Source organism: Sphingobacterium sp. UBA7625 (genome assembly GCF_002484085.1).
GTDB classification, from domain to species: Bacteria; Bacteroidota; Bacteroidia; order Sphingobacteriales; family Sphingobacteriaceae; genus Sphingobacterium; species Sphingobacterium athyrii.
This window is the reverse complement of the sequence record NZ_DLJD01000003.1, coordinates 234,772-252,224: the sequence shown is the minus strand read 5'-3', so window position 1 is coordinate 252,224 and position 17,453 is coordinate 234,772. Positions and strand designations below refer to the sequence as shown.

At 40.7% G+C, this 17,453-nt stretch carries 16 protein-coding genes and 1 pseudogene; 10 read left to right on the top strand and 7 right to left on the bottom strand.

The genetic code is table 11. From position 1 onward, the window contains the following. Positions 1 to 10: 10 nt before the first annotated feature. Positions 11 to 346 carry a nuclear transport factor 2 family protein gene (locus B4G94_RS01065; RefSeq protein WP_108633601.1) on the bottom strand — a complete coding sequence of 112 codons (336 nt, stop codon included), beginning with the start codon at positions 344 to 346 and terminating at the stop codon, positions 11 to 13. Positions 347 to 754: 408 nt separating this feature from the next. Here B4G94_RS01065 and B4G94_RS01060 point away from each other — a divergent pair, with 408 nt between their 5' ends. The 3 genes from B4G94_RS01060 (at position 755) to B4G94_RS01050 (ending at position 4,145) form a co-directional block, all read left to right on the top strand. After that, entirely contained in the window at positions 755 to 1,645 is an 891-nt protein-coding gene (locus tag B4G94_RS01060; RefSeq protein ID WP_286856607.1) for an AraC family transcriptional regulator, read from the top strand. Between the two features lie 41 nt (positions 1,646 to 1,686). Continuing rightward, entirely contained in the window at positions 1,687 to 2,643 is a 957-nt protein-coding gene (locus tag B4G94_RS01055; protein WP_286856606.1) for a nitrilase family protein, read from the top strand. 188 nt (positions 2,644 to 2,831) lie between these two features. Beyond that, the gene (locus B4G94_RS01050) at positions 2,832 to 4,145 is read left to right on the top strand and encodes a sensor histidine kinase (protein WP_286856604.1); all 1,314 of its coding nucleotides are present in this window, start codon (positions 2,832 to 2,834) and stop codon (positions 4,143 to 4,145) included. Between the two features lie 10 nt (positions 4,146 to 4,155). On the opposite strand, the gene B4G94_RS01045 is transcribed toward B4G94_RS01050, so the two are convergent. Further along, the gene (locus B4G94_RS01045) at positions 4,156 to 5,025 is read right to left on the bottom strand and encodes a pirin family protein (RefSeq protein WP_165307566.1); all 870 of its coding nucleotides are present in this window, start codon (positions 5,023 to 5,025) and stop codon (positions 4,156 to 4,158) included. Between the two features lie 381 nt (positions 5,026 to 5,406). Between B4G94_RS01045 and B4G94_RS01040 the strand changes: the two genes are divergently transcribed. Further along, positions 5,407 to 6,678: a sialidase family protein gene (locus B4G94_RS01040; RefSeq protein WP_286856603.1), complete on the top strand. Its 1,272-nt coding sequence runs from the start codon at positions 5,407 to 5,409 to the stop codon at positions 6,676 to 6,678. A 1,034-nt stretch (positions 6,679 to 7,712) separates the two neighbouring features. Beyond that, positions 7,713 to 8,267, top strand: a complete 555-nt coding sequence (locus tag B4G94_RS01035) for a DinB family protein (protein WP_286856601.1) — start codon at positions 7,713 to 7,715, stop codon at positions 8,265 to 8,267. Positions 8,268 to 8,426: 159 nt separating this feature from the next. Here the strand turns inward: B4G94_RS01035 and B4G94_RS01030 are convergent, their stop codons facing one another. Together B4G94_RS01030 and B4G94_RS01025 are read right to left on the bottom strand one after the other, a co-directional pair. Then, positions 8,427 to 9,020, bottom strand: coding sequence for a YdeI/OmpD-associated family protein (locus tag B4G94_RS01030; RefSeq protein ID WP_286856600.1), 594 nt, complete (start codon positions 9,018 to 9,020; stop codon positions 8,427 to 8,429). 290 nt (positions 9,021 to 9,310) lie between these two features. Next, positions 9,311 to 9,901 carry a hypothetical protein gene (locus tag B4G94_RS01025; protein ID WP_108633593.1) on the bottom strand — a complete coding sequence of 197 codons (591 nt, stop codon included), beginning with the start codon at positions 9,899 to 9,901 and terminating at the stop codon, positions 9,311 to 9,313. Between the two features lie 378 nt (positions 9,902 to 10,279). Between B4G94_RS01025 and B4G94_RS01020 the strand changes: the two genes are divergently transcribed. The 5 genes and pseudogenes from B4G94_RS01020 (at position 10,280) to B4G94_RS01005 (ending at position 14,626) form a co-directional block, all read left to right on the top strand. Further along, a complete protein-coding gene (locus tag B4G94_RS01020; protein ID WP_286856599.1) occupies positions 10,280 to 11,284 on the top strand; it encodes a helix-turn-helix domain-containing protein in 1,005 nt (334 codons plus the stop codon). Positions 11,285 to 11,625: 341 nt separating this feature from the next. Next, positions 11,626 to 12,201 (top strand): annotated as a pseudogene (msrA, locus tag B4G94_RS27970) (peptide-methionine (S)-S-oxide reductase MsrA); the annotation flags it as partial. A 33-nt stretch (positions 12,202 to 12,234) separates the two neighbouring features. Further along, positions 12,235 to 12,735 carry a peptide-methionine (R)-S-oxide reductase MsrB gene (gene msrB, locus B4G94_RS27965; protein WP_349681857.1) on the top strand — a complete coding sequence of 167 codons (501 nt, stop codon included), beginning with the start codon at positions 12,235 to 12,237 and terminating at the stop codon, positions 12,733 to 12,735. Between the two features lie 158 nt (positions 12,736 to 12,893). Then, entirely contained in the window at positions 12,894 to 13,892 is a 999-nt protein-coding gene (locus B4G94_RS01010) for a GlxA family transcriptional regulator (RefSeq protein ID WP_286856597.1), read from the top strand. Between the two features lie 95 nt (positions 13,893 to 13,987). Then, a complete protein-coding gene (locus B4G94_RS01005; protein WP_206531763.1) occupies positions 13,988 to 14,626 on the top strand; it encodes a DJ-1/PfpI family protein in 639 nt (212 codons plus the stop codon). Positions 14,627 to 14,669: 43 nt separating this feature from the next. On the opposite strand, the gene B4G94_RS01000 is transcribed toward B4G94_RS01005, so the two are convergent. From B4G94_RS01000 to B4G94_RS00990, 3 genes are all read right to left on the bottom strand, one after another. Beyond that, entirely contained in the window at positions 14,670 to 15,521 is an 852-nt protein-coding gene (locus tag B4G94_RS01000; protein ID WP_165307577.1) for an anti-sigma factor, read from the bottom strand. A 2-nt stretch (positions 15,522 to 15,523) separates the two neighbouring features. Continuing rightward, entirely contained in the window at positions 15,524 to 16,090 is a 567-nt protein-coding gene (locus tag B4G94_RS00995) for an RNA polymerase sigma factor (protein ID WP_286856592.1), read from the bottom strand. Positions 16,091 to 16,258: 168 nt separating this feature from the next. Next, positions 16,259 to 17,446 (bottom strand): DUF1501 domain-containing protein, encoded by a 1,188-nt coding sequence (locus tag B4G94_RS00990; RefSeq protein WP_286856590.1) that lies wholly within the window; start codon positions 17,444 to 17,446, stop codon positions 16,259 to 16,261. Positions 17,447 to 17,453 lie beyond the last annotated feature (7 nt).

The following is a 17,453-nucleotide window of genomic DNA, read 5'->3' as shown; positions in this document are numbered from 1 at the left end:
CCCTGGGCTATTATTTATCTGCTATCAATGGCCGTGGATCAAAGACTACCTTCACTTTAAGAATAAGTTCGTTTTCAACCTGGTACCAACCGGCGCTAAAGATCTCCTTCCCTCCCATATCAATATTATAGAAGATTGCAACATGGTTACCGTTTGTCATCACTTCTTTGATATTATATTTAAATTTCATTTTCTTCATATCCGCAATATAATGATCAGCCGTATGTCGACTCCCCAATACTCCTTCAAAGACCATATCCTTATCCAATAACTCATACGCGGCGGCAAAATCTTCCCTATTTAAACTTTCGAGAAAACTGAGCACAATATATTTCGTTGATTTCATATATACTGTTTTTTGGTTATTTATGATATATTCAATCGTATTACTACCACTGTAAACATCCGGGAAAAGACGATCAAAATTTGGTTGTAATACCATTTCAAATAAAGAACAACAAAAAGGCTAAAGCGTTTGATATTTTTTATATCCCTTTTCTTCTTTAAATCTGCCAATATCCTATAAAAAAATGTTTACTTAATAGAAATGAGCCCATAGTAACTAACCCAAAATAATGTTCTTTTCAGCGAATAGAGATTCTCCCCTGTCATTTAATTTCGAGAGGACTTTCACTTGTCCCTTGTTTATAAATGAATTGTATTTACAATGGAACAATGAAAGTGGGACGAGCGGTCAGAAGTATTAACATCTAAGGTTGATCGTTCCAAATATCAAATCCTTTTTTAATTTTCCATGCAAAAGGAAATATGTAAATTTGAAATAAATCAACTCACAGATCAGGTCATGCAGATACCACCTCCAAAAGAATTATTGCCCTACATTAAGCACTATCTTTTTTTGGAAAGTAATGCTGCTCAGCAAAAAACACTTCGTTTATTCTCTGATGGTAATACCGGAATGGTTTTTCTGCTTCGTCAGGGCCGTTTATCCGTGAATAATAGTCATTACTTGCCATCATCATTTTTGTATGGTCAGATAAGTCATTTTCAAGATCTCGTTTTAGCCAAAAAGACATCCTTTATTATCACTGTATTCCAACCCGATGGATTATACCAGTTACTCCGTATCTCAGCCCGTGAATTAAAAGATCAGATTGTCAATACCCGAGATATTTTCGGACAGTCAGCGACAAGACTCCATGAGGCTCTCGTACAGTGCAAACAACCAACGGATAAGATACAGATATTAAATGCTTTTTTTTACGATTTAATGAGTCAACGTAAATTTTCCGGTCATCCCCTAATTTCCTCGGTATTAAGACATATTAATCAACACAAGGGACTACTTTCTGTTGAGCAACTCGTCCGATATACTGGCTATACGGAGCGGCACATGGAAAGAATATTTGCTGAACAGATCGGAATGAGCCCCAAGAAATTCACCAACATTGTCCAGCTCCATACTTTTTTGAAGTTGCTTCGCAGTAAATCCGATATAACGAGTCTGACAACCATCTGCCATGAAAGTGGATATTTTGATCAATCTCACCTCATTCGGGCATTTAAAAAATACACTGGTATCACACCTTCCGAATATCTGAATGGTACAAGTAGATTAGCCGTCAATTTTATGGAGTTTAACGACATGCACGACCCAATGTCGGGTTTGTACAATTTATCTTAACTGCCCGGGGCTAGATTTGTCCATAGATCAATCAATGAAATATGGAAAAGCTAAAAATTGCTACCGCACAATTCGAGCATAGAAGTGCGGACAAAGCCTATAACTTGAACGTTATAGAGAGACTCTCTAAAGAGGCTGCTGCGCAGGGAGCCGAGGTGATTGCCTTTCACGAATGCTCCATTACAGGTTATACCTTTGCGCGAAATTTAGAAAGGCAGCAGATGCTTGACATTGCCGAACCTGTTCCGGATGGCGAAAGTACGCAGAAGCTGATCGCCATTGCCGCCAAATACAACATTACCATTCTCGCGGGACTGTTTGAAAAAGATGAAAATGACAATTTATACAAACCTTATATCTGTGTAGACAAAAATGGCTTAATTGCCAAACACCGTAAACTACATCCCTTTATAAGCCCACATCTAACAGCAGGACAAGACTATACTATTTTTGAAATTAAAGGATGGAAATGTGGTATTCTAATCTGTTACGATAACAATGTCATAGAAAATGTACGAGCGACAAAATTATTGGGAGCAGATATCATCTTTATGCCACATGTGACCATGTGCACACCTTCATCCAGACCGGGCGCAGGTTTTGTGGATCCGGAGCTCTGGGATAACCGCGAAAACGATCCAACTTCACTACGTCTGGAATTTGACGGAATGAAAGGACGTAGCTGGTTGATGAAATGGTTGCCCGCGCGAGCCTACGACAATGCGGTCTACGTTGTTTTTTCAAACCCTATCGGTATGGATGATGACCAGTTAAAGAATGGCTGTTCGATGATCATAGACCCCTTCGGCGATATCCTGGCCGAATGCCGTACCTTTGAAGACGATTTTGTCACTACCACAATTACACCTGAAAAACTAATTCAGGCTGGTGGACATCGCTATATCAACGCCCGACGGCCAGAGCTATATCAAGAGATTATCGGCCGACAACATAAATCGGCCCAAAAAGTTATCTGGCTGCAACCAAACAATAGCTAATTCCCCAACAACTGATTTAAGGCTTTTCCAGAAGGCCTTAAATCAATTGAATGATAACAGACATCCGTAGCTGCCCCAGCCATCTGTTAACTAAAGTTTTGCGAACATTTTTTTCGTTAAGCATCGCTCTAACACCTTATTTATGTTAATTTAGCAGATTCATATTCACTAGCAGATTAAATAAAATTATGAGCTTTGTCCGAAGATATTGGAACATACTTACGAATATCGGTACACATCCGGATATGTCCTATGTTAACCTCAAAAGGATACAGATGGTCAATCTGATTGCCATGCTCTGTTTATTGCCCACACTCTGTTTTTTTGTCCTTAACACCATGGACCAGCGCTACCTGCTGTCAACCATCAACCTATCCAATTCAATCTGTTCGATTTCTGTTCTCTTTTTGCAATATGATGGTAAACATAATTTTGCAAAAGCAATGTTACTGGTCAGTAATTTTATTTTTTTCTTCTTAGGCGCTATATTATTTAAAAATGGAGGCGAGTATTTTCTGCTGTGTACGTTAATTGCATCAATATTACTCTATGACGACCGCCGCATCCATATTATTTTCTGCCTTGCAACTGCTATTGCTATCACTTTACTCTATTTCTATCCCACGATTGTCCCCGTGGCTCAACGTGTGCCTAAGTTCAGACTGATCTTCAATATCTGTAATGCGCTAGCGTTTATCGTTATCGCAGTTAATTTCTTCCTACAGATTATTTATAATAATACAGAGAAGATCGAGGAACAACGTCGCAAACTGGAATCCATGAACCGTGACAAGGAAAAAATATTTTCCATCGTCGCCCATGACATCAAAAGTCCGTTTGCCAGTCTCGAAGCATTGGTATTGATGCTGCGCGATCAAATACTCAACAATAATATATCCAAAGAATATATACAGCAACTGTATCAACAAATTGTGCATCAAAACCAGGCACTGGACGATTTTCTTCAATGGGGCAGCAGTAGTATGCGCGGAATTACCAGTCCGGCGACATTGGTAGTAATCGAACCATTGGTTTATGATATCATAACCCTATTTGCTGATCAGATACAGGCGAAACAGCTCAAGACTGAAATTGACATACCCGAGTTAACTCATATACTCGCGAATAGGGACCATACGATCATTATTCTCCGAAATCTTATTAGCAACGCCATCAAATTTAGCTATGTAGCTGGAAAAATAAGCATCTATTGTACTGAGGATGAAAAGTACACCCATATTCATATCCAGGATGAGGGCATTGGAATTAATCCCTCCAAATCCGCACTGCTATTCAATGTGATCCAGCACAAATCATTCGGTACGGAAGACGAGCCCGGGTCGGGCCTGGGGCTCGTATTATGCAAAGACCTGATCGAACGCAATAAGGGTGTAGTAGATATACAGAGTATCCCCCACAAAGGTTCCATTTTTACCGTTGGCTTGCCCACTTACCCTACAGTGGACAATCCCACAAAAAAAACAGCACAAACCCGTTATTAAAATCTACAACCTATTCAAGTGTGCCAAATTTACCAGCCTGAAAATCTTCAAAAGCCTGATAGATTTCCGCTTGTGTATTCATCACGAAAGGGCCATAACTCACAATAGGCTCGTCGATAGGTTCTCCGCTCATAAACAGTAAGACGGCTTGTTCATTGGCCTTGACCTCTATTTCCTCACCATTATTTTCAAACAGCACGAAACTATGTTCTTTGGCCAACTGCCCATTTACCTCTGCTTCTCCATTGACGACCAGAATAGCAGAATTATGATGTTGTGGAACACTAAATGTTACCTGATGTAACTTTTCCAATTTTATATCAAAGAGATTGACTGCCGTATATGTCTCAGCCGGTCCCTTTGTATCCTGAAATTTACCGGCTATGACGTTGATGACACCTGCCCCATCAGGTAGCAGTACTTTGCCCATCTGATCCGCGGTTATATTCTGATAATGTGCTGTGGCAGACTTGTCTTTTGCCGGTAAATTAACCCAAAGCTGCACCATTTCAAAAGGACCTCCAGTTTTAGAAAAGTTTTCTTCATGATATTCTTTATGCAATATCCCTGCTCCAGCTGTCATCCATTGGACATCACCGGGATTAATAACACCACTGTTGCCCGAACTGTCATGATGCGCTACACTGCCTTTATAAGCAATTGTTACGGTCTCAAATCCTTTGTGCGGATGAACATCTACTCCGCGGATATGATCAGATGGACCAAAATCAAACTCCGCATTAAAATCTAACAAAAGGAATGGACTCATCCGCCTTTTGGTAATTCCGTTACCGGGAACCATATTATACACGCGGAATCCATCACCTACCATACCTGGTTTTGAAGGACGAGGGAATATTTTTTCAATTGATTTTTTCATTTTTAGTACTCCTATCTTATGAATCTATACATCAGCAACAGTGCACTTGCTTGCTTTTGTATAGTCAAATTTACGCCATTAAGGAGGTACAAACCAATAACCTAGCTTAAGCGTAAAACTTAATGTAGATTAAGCATCTGCGAACGTATCATGTGCTGTAGGCTTTTTAAAAATGAGTAATAGCAACACAAAAAAACAGCAAGTAAACAATATTAAAACCCGCGACGAGATTCGCATAAGCCTCCGAAAAAAGCGGCATCCGTGGAACAGAGTTATTGGGTTCACCGGAATGTTATTTATCAGAAACAACATTTAGAAAATAATCGTAACTTCATATAAAGAATGATTTCTTATTGACCACTAGACCTTAATTGTTGTAATATGCTCTACCAATACTTAATTAAACCAGCTTCAGCCCTAACTTTTATTTTCCTTTCCCTGCCGTTTTTTTCAGAAGGACAAGTCCTTAAGCCGGCAACCGGAAACAACATAAAACAGAACGGAACCATCCAATGGGACGATTCCAGCCGACGTCGGATCTCCTCACCCAATTTCGCCAGATATTCCGGCTATGGCCGAATTATCCAGCTATCGGACGAATCGTTGCTCGCTGTTTATGAAGCAGACGGAAATATTGTTGCTGCCAAAAGTCAGAATCTTGGTGACAGCTGGTCAGAGCCCATCGTTATTTCAGCAGCGAAGAAAGGCGTCAAAATGTGCGTACCAGACCTTATTAAACTCGACGATCAGCGTATTCTCGCATTCTATAATGCACGTCCTTATGACATTTCCCCAAGCCGGAAGTTCGGCATCCATCTTAGACAAAGCACGGACGGCGGACAGAGCTGGGAAGCCGAACAGATACTTTACCAAGCTGGGCACCAATTCGAAAATGGATGCTGGGAACCATCGGCCATCCAATTACCAAATGGCGAAATCCAGCTCTTTTTTGCTAATGAAGGACCCTACACAAAAAGCAATGAGCAAAATATATCTATGCTGCGATCCATTGACCATGGAGCAAGCTGGAGCAAAACACCATCTATCGTCAGCTTTCGCCCCGGAAAACGGGACGGGATGCCTGTACCACTATTGCTGAGGAATAAAAAAGAAATCGTTCTAGCCATAGAAGACAATGCCGTTCGTACTTTTAAACCCTATATCCTACGCAATACACTTCAAAAAAATTGGGCAAATACCATCTCCGGCAAGAGTGCTGATCGCAGTTACGCATTACATGATCCCATTGCAAATGAAGTCTATGCTGGAGCCCCCTATATTAGACAGTTAAGCACAGGTGAGACGATACTTTCCTATCAGAGCACAGAGGGCCGCACCAACAAAATGGATTATGCCGATATGAAAGTGCTGATCGGAAATGAACGGGCAATGAATTTCAAAAACAAATCGGTCCCGTTTGTCATCCCGCAAAATAAATCCTGTCTCTGGAATAGCATCACCGTACTAAGCGATGATACAATCCTTGCGGTTACGAGTACGAACGCATATTCAGATCAAACCGAAGTATGGATGGTCAAGGGAAAATTTCTTCGAGGCACAGAAGATCAGGGAACAAAAGATCAGGAAAAAACAGAAAAAAAATTCACCATGCTCGCATATTCTGCAAAAAAAGCACGACACCAACATCAATAAACACTACAATTAAAATAAAACAAACAACTCAAAAACAACTTATTAAAAATACAATAAATCCAAATTTCTCGCTATAAGGCTAGAAATAAGCATCGCTTGCATAGGCTGTACGAGTAAATGATTTTCAGTGCCATGGAGAAAACAATGATTTTTACTGATGGCGTCATCCCATATAAACCGCATACACACGCAACACTCAAATGATACCACAGCACTATCCATTCTAGAGTCCAATTAGCCGCTGTATTCAATTTTCTTTCGAAAATGAAGTTCCTTCTAGGCGGCAGGGATAAACATCCCGCTAAGCCTCTTATTAACACATCTACATCCATCAATGCAGCACTGCATTGGTTAGGCTATAATAACTTCTTTCATATTTCCATCGCATGTCAGCTGATATCACACTGAAACGCTATATAGATGACCGCATCTGCACAGATATTCCTTAGTCCCTGCCATACACCTTAGCCAAAACAACTTTGTTTACAACAATAGCCAACTTCCCCAATGGGCAAAACAAGGTTCTGAAAGTCCAGAAATTCATAAAAAAACCCAGAAACACCGCCATAACCAATGGTTATATCGACCCACTATTACTAGTATACTTTTTATTTATATAAAAATCATAACAAATTAAACTTCAAACAACAATAATATTAAAAAGCCATATTTTAACACGCCCCAGCAGATTAGTTAGAATCCGGTATTGACAACATATAAAGAATCCAGCCTACTTTTCCTTTTCGTCAAATTGCATACCGTCGAGTTTGCCTATCACGGTTGTCGCATCTGTAACTTTTGGTATCAACCTTATATAAAACTTTGACACTGCATCCCAGAAAAAGGTTTTCGATAGATTCAGACTGGTGACTACTGGCCAGCCCACCCCCGCCCCCGAGAATAGGTCAATTCATCTGTCTTAGCACTCAATTGTGGTACAATCCCTCCTAAACTGCAACCCCAAATTTTATAAGTGTTTAGATTTGATGTCGACGTACATAGTTACAAACTTGTCCTTTAAGGTTTAAACAATTATGCTCCGGCAACTGTTCCCCCATAAAAAGAAAGATCTAAAACTTAGCATGATGAAAGATATTTTAATAAAAGATATTAAACAACAATTGAGGGATGTCGAAGCAGCGGACCTTTGGATTGATGAAAATTTTGAAAAGAAGCTGTCTCAGGTGGATGACACGACTGCTTTTGAACGTCCTATCCCCGAAATGCATAGCATGGCAGAGTTAGCATCACATTTAATCGAATGGCGCAGAGAAGTATTAAGCCGATTAAAAGATAACCCGAGAGGACTTGAAATGAGTGATGCCGCAAACTGGCGAAACAATAATGAGCTAAGAAAACGTGGCTGGGAGAGTCTAATGCAAGATCTTCACACAACACAGCAAGATATTATTTCTTTTCTGGAAGAAAAAGATGACACTTTCCTCCAAACGACTTATCCACATGCAGATCCGTCTTTTCCACACGATTATAAGTATCTGTTAACTGGTTTAATCCACCATGACATGTATCACCTCGGACAGATGGGCATCACGATTAAATTCCTAAAAATTCAACATTTGATACGCTGACGATATTTACCCCGAATGCCCCCCTACTATTGTAAGAATCCCGATAACACGCAGACCAAATAGCCAACCAACAAATTAAGTACTTATGTCATCTCGACGACAAGTGTTATATAGCATAATTGCAAACAACAAGCCGCTTATTTGCTCAAGTCTTTAAAATTATCGGAATTGTTTTGGCTTCATTTGGCTGGCAGCCTGCTCTGCAATCTCGACGATCCGCCTGTTTCGGGTATCAGGACGTTTTGCCAGAGCAATCCATTGCAGCAGCATTTTTTTTGCTGATCTGCTCAAACCGGCAAAGAAAGCCTCGGCTCCTGGACAACTCTTTAATGCCCTGTCCAGATCTTCCGGGATAAGCAGTTCCTCCACATCATTAAGAACGGACCATGAACCGTTTTCCTTGGCAAGCCTGATTACCTCGAGTCCCGCTTCGGTCATCTTTCCACTAGCTATAAGTTTCTCGACTTTTTCCTTGTTGATCTTCGACCAGGTTCCCCGAGGTTTACGTCTACTGAATAACTGCTGAAAAGTGCCCTTCGTAATCGTTTTTCGTGTGCTGTCAATCCAGCCAAAACATAAGGCTTCGTCAACCAGCTCGCTCCAGGCGACAGCAGGCCGCCCCGAATTCTTTGTATTACAGATAATCCACACGGATTGCTTGACAAAATGATTCTCTACCAGCCACTGCCGCCATTCCGCCTGTGTATGGATGCTGATGAACTGTATATCTTTTGTTTGTTGTGCGCTATTCATTTCATTTTTTTTGTACTTCCAGGTCCCGATTATTGGCCATGATTCGCATTTCGCTTCTAAAACGAACACAGCCCGTATCTTCGCTGTTCGTGTAAAAATAATAGAAAGTGCGACAACAGTACGTCAGTATTGTTTATGAGCCATTTCATTCTATTATAAGGTATTTTGACCATTCAATGTGATACACCGGTTTAGACTGTAATAACAACAGCTTTTTATAACTGTTTTACTTAAAATTCAAACTGCTGAGATACAATATGGCAATATTTACAATTCGCATTAATATCCTGTTAAATTAAATCAAATTCATCATTTAACCTTCCTTCATCGATTGTTTGCAATGCTCCCCAAAAAATATTTAAGTTGTTTTTAAGGTCACGTGAAGGTGTAGTCATTTTTTTGAGCTTCTCATCAGGCAACAAGCGTTTTAATTTTTTCTTTATTTGAGAATTAAGTTTAAGCTCTTCCGGACGATGTAAATACACTCTAAAATACAGCATATTTAAGTAGACCGTTGCACTGACCTTTACTAACCAAGGATTGGACATCAACACTTTTGTAGTAACCTCTATATAAGAGATAGTACCGTCTTGCATATATACATCTGATTTACGTGGACCTTTCACAACAATTACAGCCTGAAGGCATTTTATCTTCTTTTGATTATTCAGCTCAGATTTATCGCTTCTTCGCAAAATATATTCCATTAAAGCCGAACAATCCCGTTCTCTTTTCCAAAGAGTCACCAAAGGTTCCAGCGGGAATTCTTTATCCATTTGGAAAAAAGACGGTCTTTTCTGAATGTTTGACCTCTTATCTGGGGACATTAGCATCCTTTTTTCATCAGTTACAATTTCAGTTCTTTCTTCAACTTTATTCATTATTTATTTCATAAGAAAAGTAAAACATAAAATATCTTTTATTGAAATTTTTCAGATAGCTATTGGTATCTTATCAATAATTGGCTTTTACCAAATTTGACGGTATAATAAAGTTTTAGTCGCTACGGAGCAAACATTGATTCGTTTCATTAAATCAAAAACAAAAATTACCGCCAACCCAAATTTACAAAATTTCCTTTAATTATATATTTGTTAACTATTACACTTTCCGTAAAATATTACTGATTCCAACTTTTTATTATTAATCCGTTTGTTTTACCCCTTACACTTTATTTTATTTGTCCAGAAGTTTTAATTCTTACAACAAACCAATTTTTCTAAATAACCTGAAATATTTCAAAAAAAATCAACAGTTGTATGCAGTCCAAATCATTTCATTTGATAGAAGCAGATATGTGTTTATTAGCGGGGAGTACGCCAACAAAATTCATAAAGGAAAGATTACCAGGGAGTCGTAAACGACTATTTTACAACAGTAGCATAAAAATATTTGAAGAATATCTAAATTTCGGCAATCTGGAAAGTTATAGCTATACCATTGAAGTCGCGACACACACAGCTATCAATTTTCAGATCCACAATCCTCAAACCCATTTGCTCTACCATATTGACGGGCGTAAGGCTGTTCGATACGGCCAATGCCAGAGCTGTGAGGAATATCTGTTCCCCCCACAACATGGTGTATTCCTCTATGTTCCCGAGACTATCATTAACGTATATTTTGAGCCCGGAAATTACCATATACAGGGATTTACTTTGCCTGTCAACCTAATTGAATTCGGTGAACTGGCCGAATTTGGATTTTTAACCGAAATCATTGCCACAAATAGATTAAAGCCCCGGCAATATAAAGCCAGCATCGGTTTTATAGCTTCACAACACACCCGGCGAATTCTTCGCGATCTTACTATCGAACTTGGCAATAAACCACTTATTCCAAAGATCCGCATCTTGCGAAAAATTGAGGATCTACTTTACCTTTGCAAAGATAAATTATTAATAGCCGGAAGACAGTTGTATGATCCTGATCTGATAGTACAGCAGGCACGTCTGCTTATCTCCAAATGCATCGCCGAAAGTGATGATCTGGTAAGGATAAAAAATATTGCTTACGCGCTAAATATTCAACCAGCCTACTTAAGTTATCTTCATAAAGAACGCTTTGGAATTACGATTATGAAATACCGTAATCAAGAATTGCTGAAAAAAGCTAAAGCCCGTCTCCATCAAAACCGTTCCATCAAAATAAGCACTATAGAATGTGGTTTTAAGAATGAGTCCAGCTTCTGTAATTTTTTTAAAAAACAAACAGGGCTCACCCCAAGCGGTTATCTCCTTGCCACGACAACACCGGAAGAATAATCGGGATTGTCAACGACAGCTTTAACTGTGGAAATAAGAAGCCCAGTGTAGCAGAAACCCAAAGTAGCCCCGCTATTTGACAATGCCAAATTCAAATTTCAGAACATAGAACTCTGGTCAAAAAAACAGGATTAAAAAATATAGGGCACGGCTTTGTCTGTCCAGTGTAAAAAGGAATTGCTAAAGACCCCAAATAACCATTTTTACGGCAAAAAGCTATGGAAAGGGAATGGTGTTTGCATTAATAAAAAGAGCGACAATAGCATGAATTCACGCAATTCAAAACGAATTAAAATCAACATGCCCGGATAAAAAGACAAGGGAATAAAAAGGGAGGTCATATGAAACAGTTATTTGTGCTGCTGGCTTTGGGCATCGGCCTATTCATTGTCAGCAAGTTCGGCTTTTCACAGAAAGCCGCAGGATCAAAATCAGCTAAACAACATACTATGGATAATATACATAACAACGATCAGGTCATCTATTTCGCCGGCGGCTGCTTCTGGGGGACCGAACATTTCTTCAAGCAAGTCCGCGGTGTCACTGCAACAGAAGTCGGCTATGCCAACGGCAACTTGCAGGATCCTACCTATACCCAGGTTTCCACTGGGAAAACCGGATTTGCAGAAACGGTCAAAGTAACTTACGATCCGAAGGTCATTGACCTTAAATTGCTGGTTGACCTATTCCTAAAAACAATAGACCCTACCTCACTCAATAGACAGGGCAATGATATCGGTACACAATACCGCACCGGCATCTATTATACCAATGCAGCTGATATCCCTGTGATCAAGGAAAGTTTAACCGAACTGGCCAAACAATACCCTAACCAGATCGTGGTGGAATTAGAACCTTTGCAGAACTACTACGATGCAGAAGCTTACCATCAAAAATACCTCGACAAAAATCCGGGTGGTTATTGCCACATCGGCCCCGATTTATTTGAAATGGCGCGCAAGGCAAATCCGGAAACGACAAAAGCAGCCTCCGCTCCTTCCAGCAGCTATAAAAAGGCTGACAAGGAGACTCTGAAAAAGGAACTTACCCCTTTGCAATATGATGTAACACAAAACAATGTAACCGAGCGGGCCTTTGCCAACGAATACAATGATGAGTTTAGAGAAGGTATCTATGTAGATATCACTACTGGTGAGCCCCTGTTCGTCTCGACCGATAAATTTGAGTCCGGCTGTGGATGGCCAAGCTTTTCCAAACCGATCAGCGATAGCCTGGTAGAAAAATTATCAGATAATTCTTATGGCATGCGGCGCACGGAAGTACGGAGCAAAACCGGCGACGCACACCTCGGGCACGTATTTGACGACGGTCCAGTGGATAAAGGAGGGCTCCGCTACTGCATCAATAGTGCTTCGCTCAAGTTTATTCCCAAAGAAGACATGAAGAATAAAGGCTACGAAAAATACCTACCGTTATTGGTTAAAAAGTAACGGTAAGTACATCAATAAAATTGATCGAATTGAATTCCCCCTTATCAGAGGCCATGGTAAAAAGCTACCTGGCCTCATGGAGAATGGCCGAAACTGTCTATTATTTGTCATTGTAGCCATATCGACATCTTAGTACATTTGTAGCATACAAGTGAGCTATGGAAAACACAAAAAAACAAACAGGAATAAAAACGATTGCACTTTTGATATTACCGGGGGTTCAGTTATTGGACGTTGCCGGCCCCTGTGATGTATTTATGTCGGCCAACTTTTTTACACCAGTTGATAATGCACCGAAGTACCAAGTTCAGCTGATATCCAGTACACCTGATCGGATTGTATACTCAAATGCTGGAATACCTCTCACCTGCAGCCATTCCATTTATGATCACAATTGCTCAATAGACACACTACTCGTTGCTGGTACTGACCTTAATTTGCTGGACGAAGTAAACCCTGATATTTACCGTTATTTGCAAGGTATTGCAACACATGTAAGGCGTATAGGCTCAGTCTGTGTTGGTGCTTTTGTTTTAGCAAAAGCTGGGCTACTGGAGGGTAAACAAGTCACAACCCATTGGAAATATGCCGCTATCCTGCAACGGACTTATCCTGACCTCGATGTTAATGTCAATCCATTTTTTATTCACGATCAGGGGATTTATACTTCAGGTGGGGTCTCCTCAGGGATAGATCTCGCCTTGGCCTTATTGGAGGAAGATTGTGGAAAACCATTGGCTTCTGAAGTAGCCAAACATCTCGTTTTGCATTTAAAAAGACCCGGGGGGCAGTCCCAGTTCGGTGATGCGATTACCGATTATGACCTGTTAACCCCTTTCACTAAAGCGATCAGAGATTTACTCAAAGATAAACTGGGCCAGGCAATCAGTATAGACTATATGGCCGAATCACTTAATATGAGTGTCCGCAATTTCTCCAGGGTCTTTTTAAAAGAATCAGGCATGACTCCGGGTAAGTTTCTCGAAAAAATGCGGCTGGACCAGGCAAAGAACATGGTAGAATATACCGATATGAGTTTCGAGATGATCGCACAGAAATGTGGCTTTGGAAACGTAATCTCTCTTCGACGCTTATTTCTAAAGTACCTCTCCATCTCCCCGCTCCAATATCGGAAGACTTGTAAAGGCACCGAATAATCCATTTCTACAAATTAAAAACACAAAAAAATGCTGGCGTTCATTCACCGGCAGGGAAAACTATATCTCAATTTAACGATCAATAATAGTATATCATGATGAATCCGAAACAAAACAACAAGAGCATGAACGTAGCCTTTTTTATTTATGATCAGATAGAGGCACTTGACCTCAACGGTCCACTAGATGTATTTGTCAAGGCAAATGTTATAGCTCCCGGGAGTTATAATTGTTACACGGTCGGGAAGACCAAAGAAGCCGTACAAATGGAAGCGGATACCATGGCAATTATCCCAATGCACTCAATACAAACTGCACCCCGACCAGACATGATTGTCGTTCCCGGTGCCAATCCAGACTGTGTTATGGCATACCTGCAGGATGACGATTTCCAGTATACGTTAATAAACTGGTTAAAAGACTACTATGACAAAGGCACAATTATTTTTACCGTTTGTACAGGAAGCATGCTCTTATCCAAAACAGGCATATTGGATCATTATGAAATAACGACCCATGTCATGTTGCTGGATGCCTTAGAAAAGCATAATCCCAAAAGTATTGTTAAACGTGGAGTACGGTTTGTCGACCAGAAACGATTGATTACTACAGCAGGTATAACCGCAGGAATAGATGCTGCGCTTTATCTGGTGGAGCAACATTACGGAAAGGAACTTGCTGAAACCATTATCGAAATATTTGAATATCGGCAAAGTACTTGTAACCGTAAATAAGAGGTTACTATTGGCGAGATCAGAAAATGCGGGAAGTACCTTTTTAGATGCTGCCCATCACACATAGTTCGGTGAGGGTAGGTACTGGCTTACCACCCTCATCTTCAAGCGTAATGGCAAAGGCTTGTGCTTTAGAAACATCCAGCATCTTGCTCGCCATGGCTTCTTTGACATTCAGAGGGAATACACCAGCACTCACAGGCTGACCATCGACCATCGCCCAGAGCTGATACTGCTTACCTTTTGGCGCAGCTGGCATCTGTTCGAGACTGAGGTATACCGCCTTTGAAGTCTGATCCCAAAATACGAGTGCATGTAAATCAGGTTTATTTTCAACACCTTTTAGTGCAATGGTTTTTACCGCCGGGTTCTGCACCAAGCTCCATTTCTCCTGTAAAATAGCTAATGTAGCATTTTGCGTATCTAACGTGGTATTTGCCTGGACAAGCATTTCCTTATTCTCCTTTTGCTGTTGATAGAAGAATAAATTTGCGCCGACGCTGAGTACGAACAATATGCTGGCAGCTATGGCCCAGCCGTAGGATCTAGCCGGTACAATCCGCTTAGGCAGCTCCTCAGTGTTCAATATTGGCGCCTGGACAACTGTATCATGGGATATGGCTTCGTCCGTCGACAGACCATCTGGTTGATCATCCTTCAAAACCAGATTTTCAGCTTCAAGTCTATTCCAGATATCCTGTTTTAAGGCAGCAGGCATCGCCATCGCTTGGATATCGGCTAATCCCTCGAGCGCTTTTTCGGCCTCGGCGATAGCTTGTTCCACTTCGACATTATTTTTTCGAATACAGTTCAGTATGCTAACTTCCTCTTCGGAAGCAAGCCCCAAAACGTACGATTCAATAATCCCTGACGATATGTATGCTGCGATATCCAAAATTAACGATAGTCCTTTAATAATTGTTTTAACTGTAAAAATGCAGCCTTGGTCCGTGTTTTTACGGTACCCAAAGGAACATCAAGCTGTTCCGCAATTTCCTGTTGCGTATATCCTTCATAGTAGGCCATCTCGATCAAGATACGACATTCAGGCTTTAATTTATCCAAAATATTTCTGAATCCAATAAAATCTGCTTTCGTATGTTGTTCGCTCCCGCTCTGATCCCGTTCTTCCTCTGTATTTACGATATTTGAGAGCGGTTGGTTTTTCATTTCGTTGACCACACCCTTGGATTTGCGGTAGTCCAGCGCCGTGTTACGTGCAATATTGATCATCCAGGTGTATAACCGGCCTTTTTCGGAATCAAAAAGATCGACATGTTTCCAGATTTTAACAAATACATCCTGAATCACTTCCTCGGCATGTTCAGTGGAAGCTACAATACGACACACCACCCCATAGAGGGCATCCGCATAGTTATCGTAAAGATAACTAAAGGCCTGCTGGTTCTTTTTTTTCAGTAAAAGAATCAAGGTTTCTTCAGGAAGGTTGTGTAATGGACTCAAATTTCACGTTTATAACGCTTTAAAGATGTAGATAAAAAACCAAAAAACAATGCAACAGCCATAAATCACGTAAAAATACTTAAATCTCGATAAATAACGTGGAAAAATACCTGATGCTGGCACCCCTTAAGATAATGCAGGCCATAATGAAGTAATAATCGCAAACCTTTAAATAAAATCATAAATACCGTTCTTCCAGCCCAATATTTTAGAAGAATCCGCATTTAGCCAGTTTCTCAATAGCGTGGCGTACACTTTTCTGAAATCTTCCGAATACACCAGATCGCCGGCGTTGAGGTGCTCCAGATCAGGCAGCGCATTGCGCAGGCCCTTCCCTTTTAAACCTCCTGAAATAAAAAAAAGCTGATTTGCCGTTCCATGGTCCGTACCATTGCTTGCGTTTTGTGCTACCCTACGGCCGAACTCTGAAAAAGTCATCAACATGACCCGCTGAAAAAGGTCATTTTTTTTCAGGTCATCCACAAAGGCTTCAACTGCGTCGTTAATGATCTGGAATAGCCCCTCCTGCCGTTGCCGTTGATTAATATGTGTATCAAAACTACCGATCTGCAGGTAATACACCTGCGTATTAATATCCGATTTGATCAGGGAGGCGACCGTCCTGAAATCCTTTCCCAATGCCGAATCGGGATAAGGAGCCGCCGTAGACTTCGCTTTGCTTTTTTCAAAGATATAATCCGCATTGTTGATGGTCTCTCCCAATGTCTGATAGAGATAGCCTACTGTCTCATCTTCATGTTGATGGTTTTCATAGAGCGACTTGAAGTATTCTTCACGACTGGTTTGATAAAGCTTTTTGGGATCTTTAAAAGCAAAAGCTTTTTTGTGTTTTCCTTTGAGGGCAAGGCTCAGCATATCATTGACTTCCAAAGCCTGTGTGGGATGGGTACAGTCGTAGCAGGCTTCATCAAGGTATCTTCCCAGCCATCCGCTTTCCAGATATTCGTCGCTGCGACTTGCGCTGTGCCAGATATCCATGCTCCGGAAATGCGATTTATCGGGATTGGGATACCCCACATTATTGAGCACAGCCATTTCACCGTTGTCATATAATTCTTTAAAAAAGCCCAAAGCAGGATTAATACCGGCTTCGTCGGTGAGGGGAAGCGCGTTCGTCACAGCAATCGTCTGCCTTTCGCGAAAATAGATATCGTTGCGCCGGGGGATGATCGTATTAAGTCCGTCGTTTCCGCCGCTCAACTGTAATATGACCAGGATTTTCTGATCTCTTTCCAGGGCATCGGGCAAAGTCATTGCCTTTAAAAAATTGGGCAGCAGCATAGATGCTGTTACTAGGGAACCTGCTTTAAGAAATTCACGCCTTTTGATGATCATGGTCTTA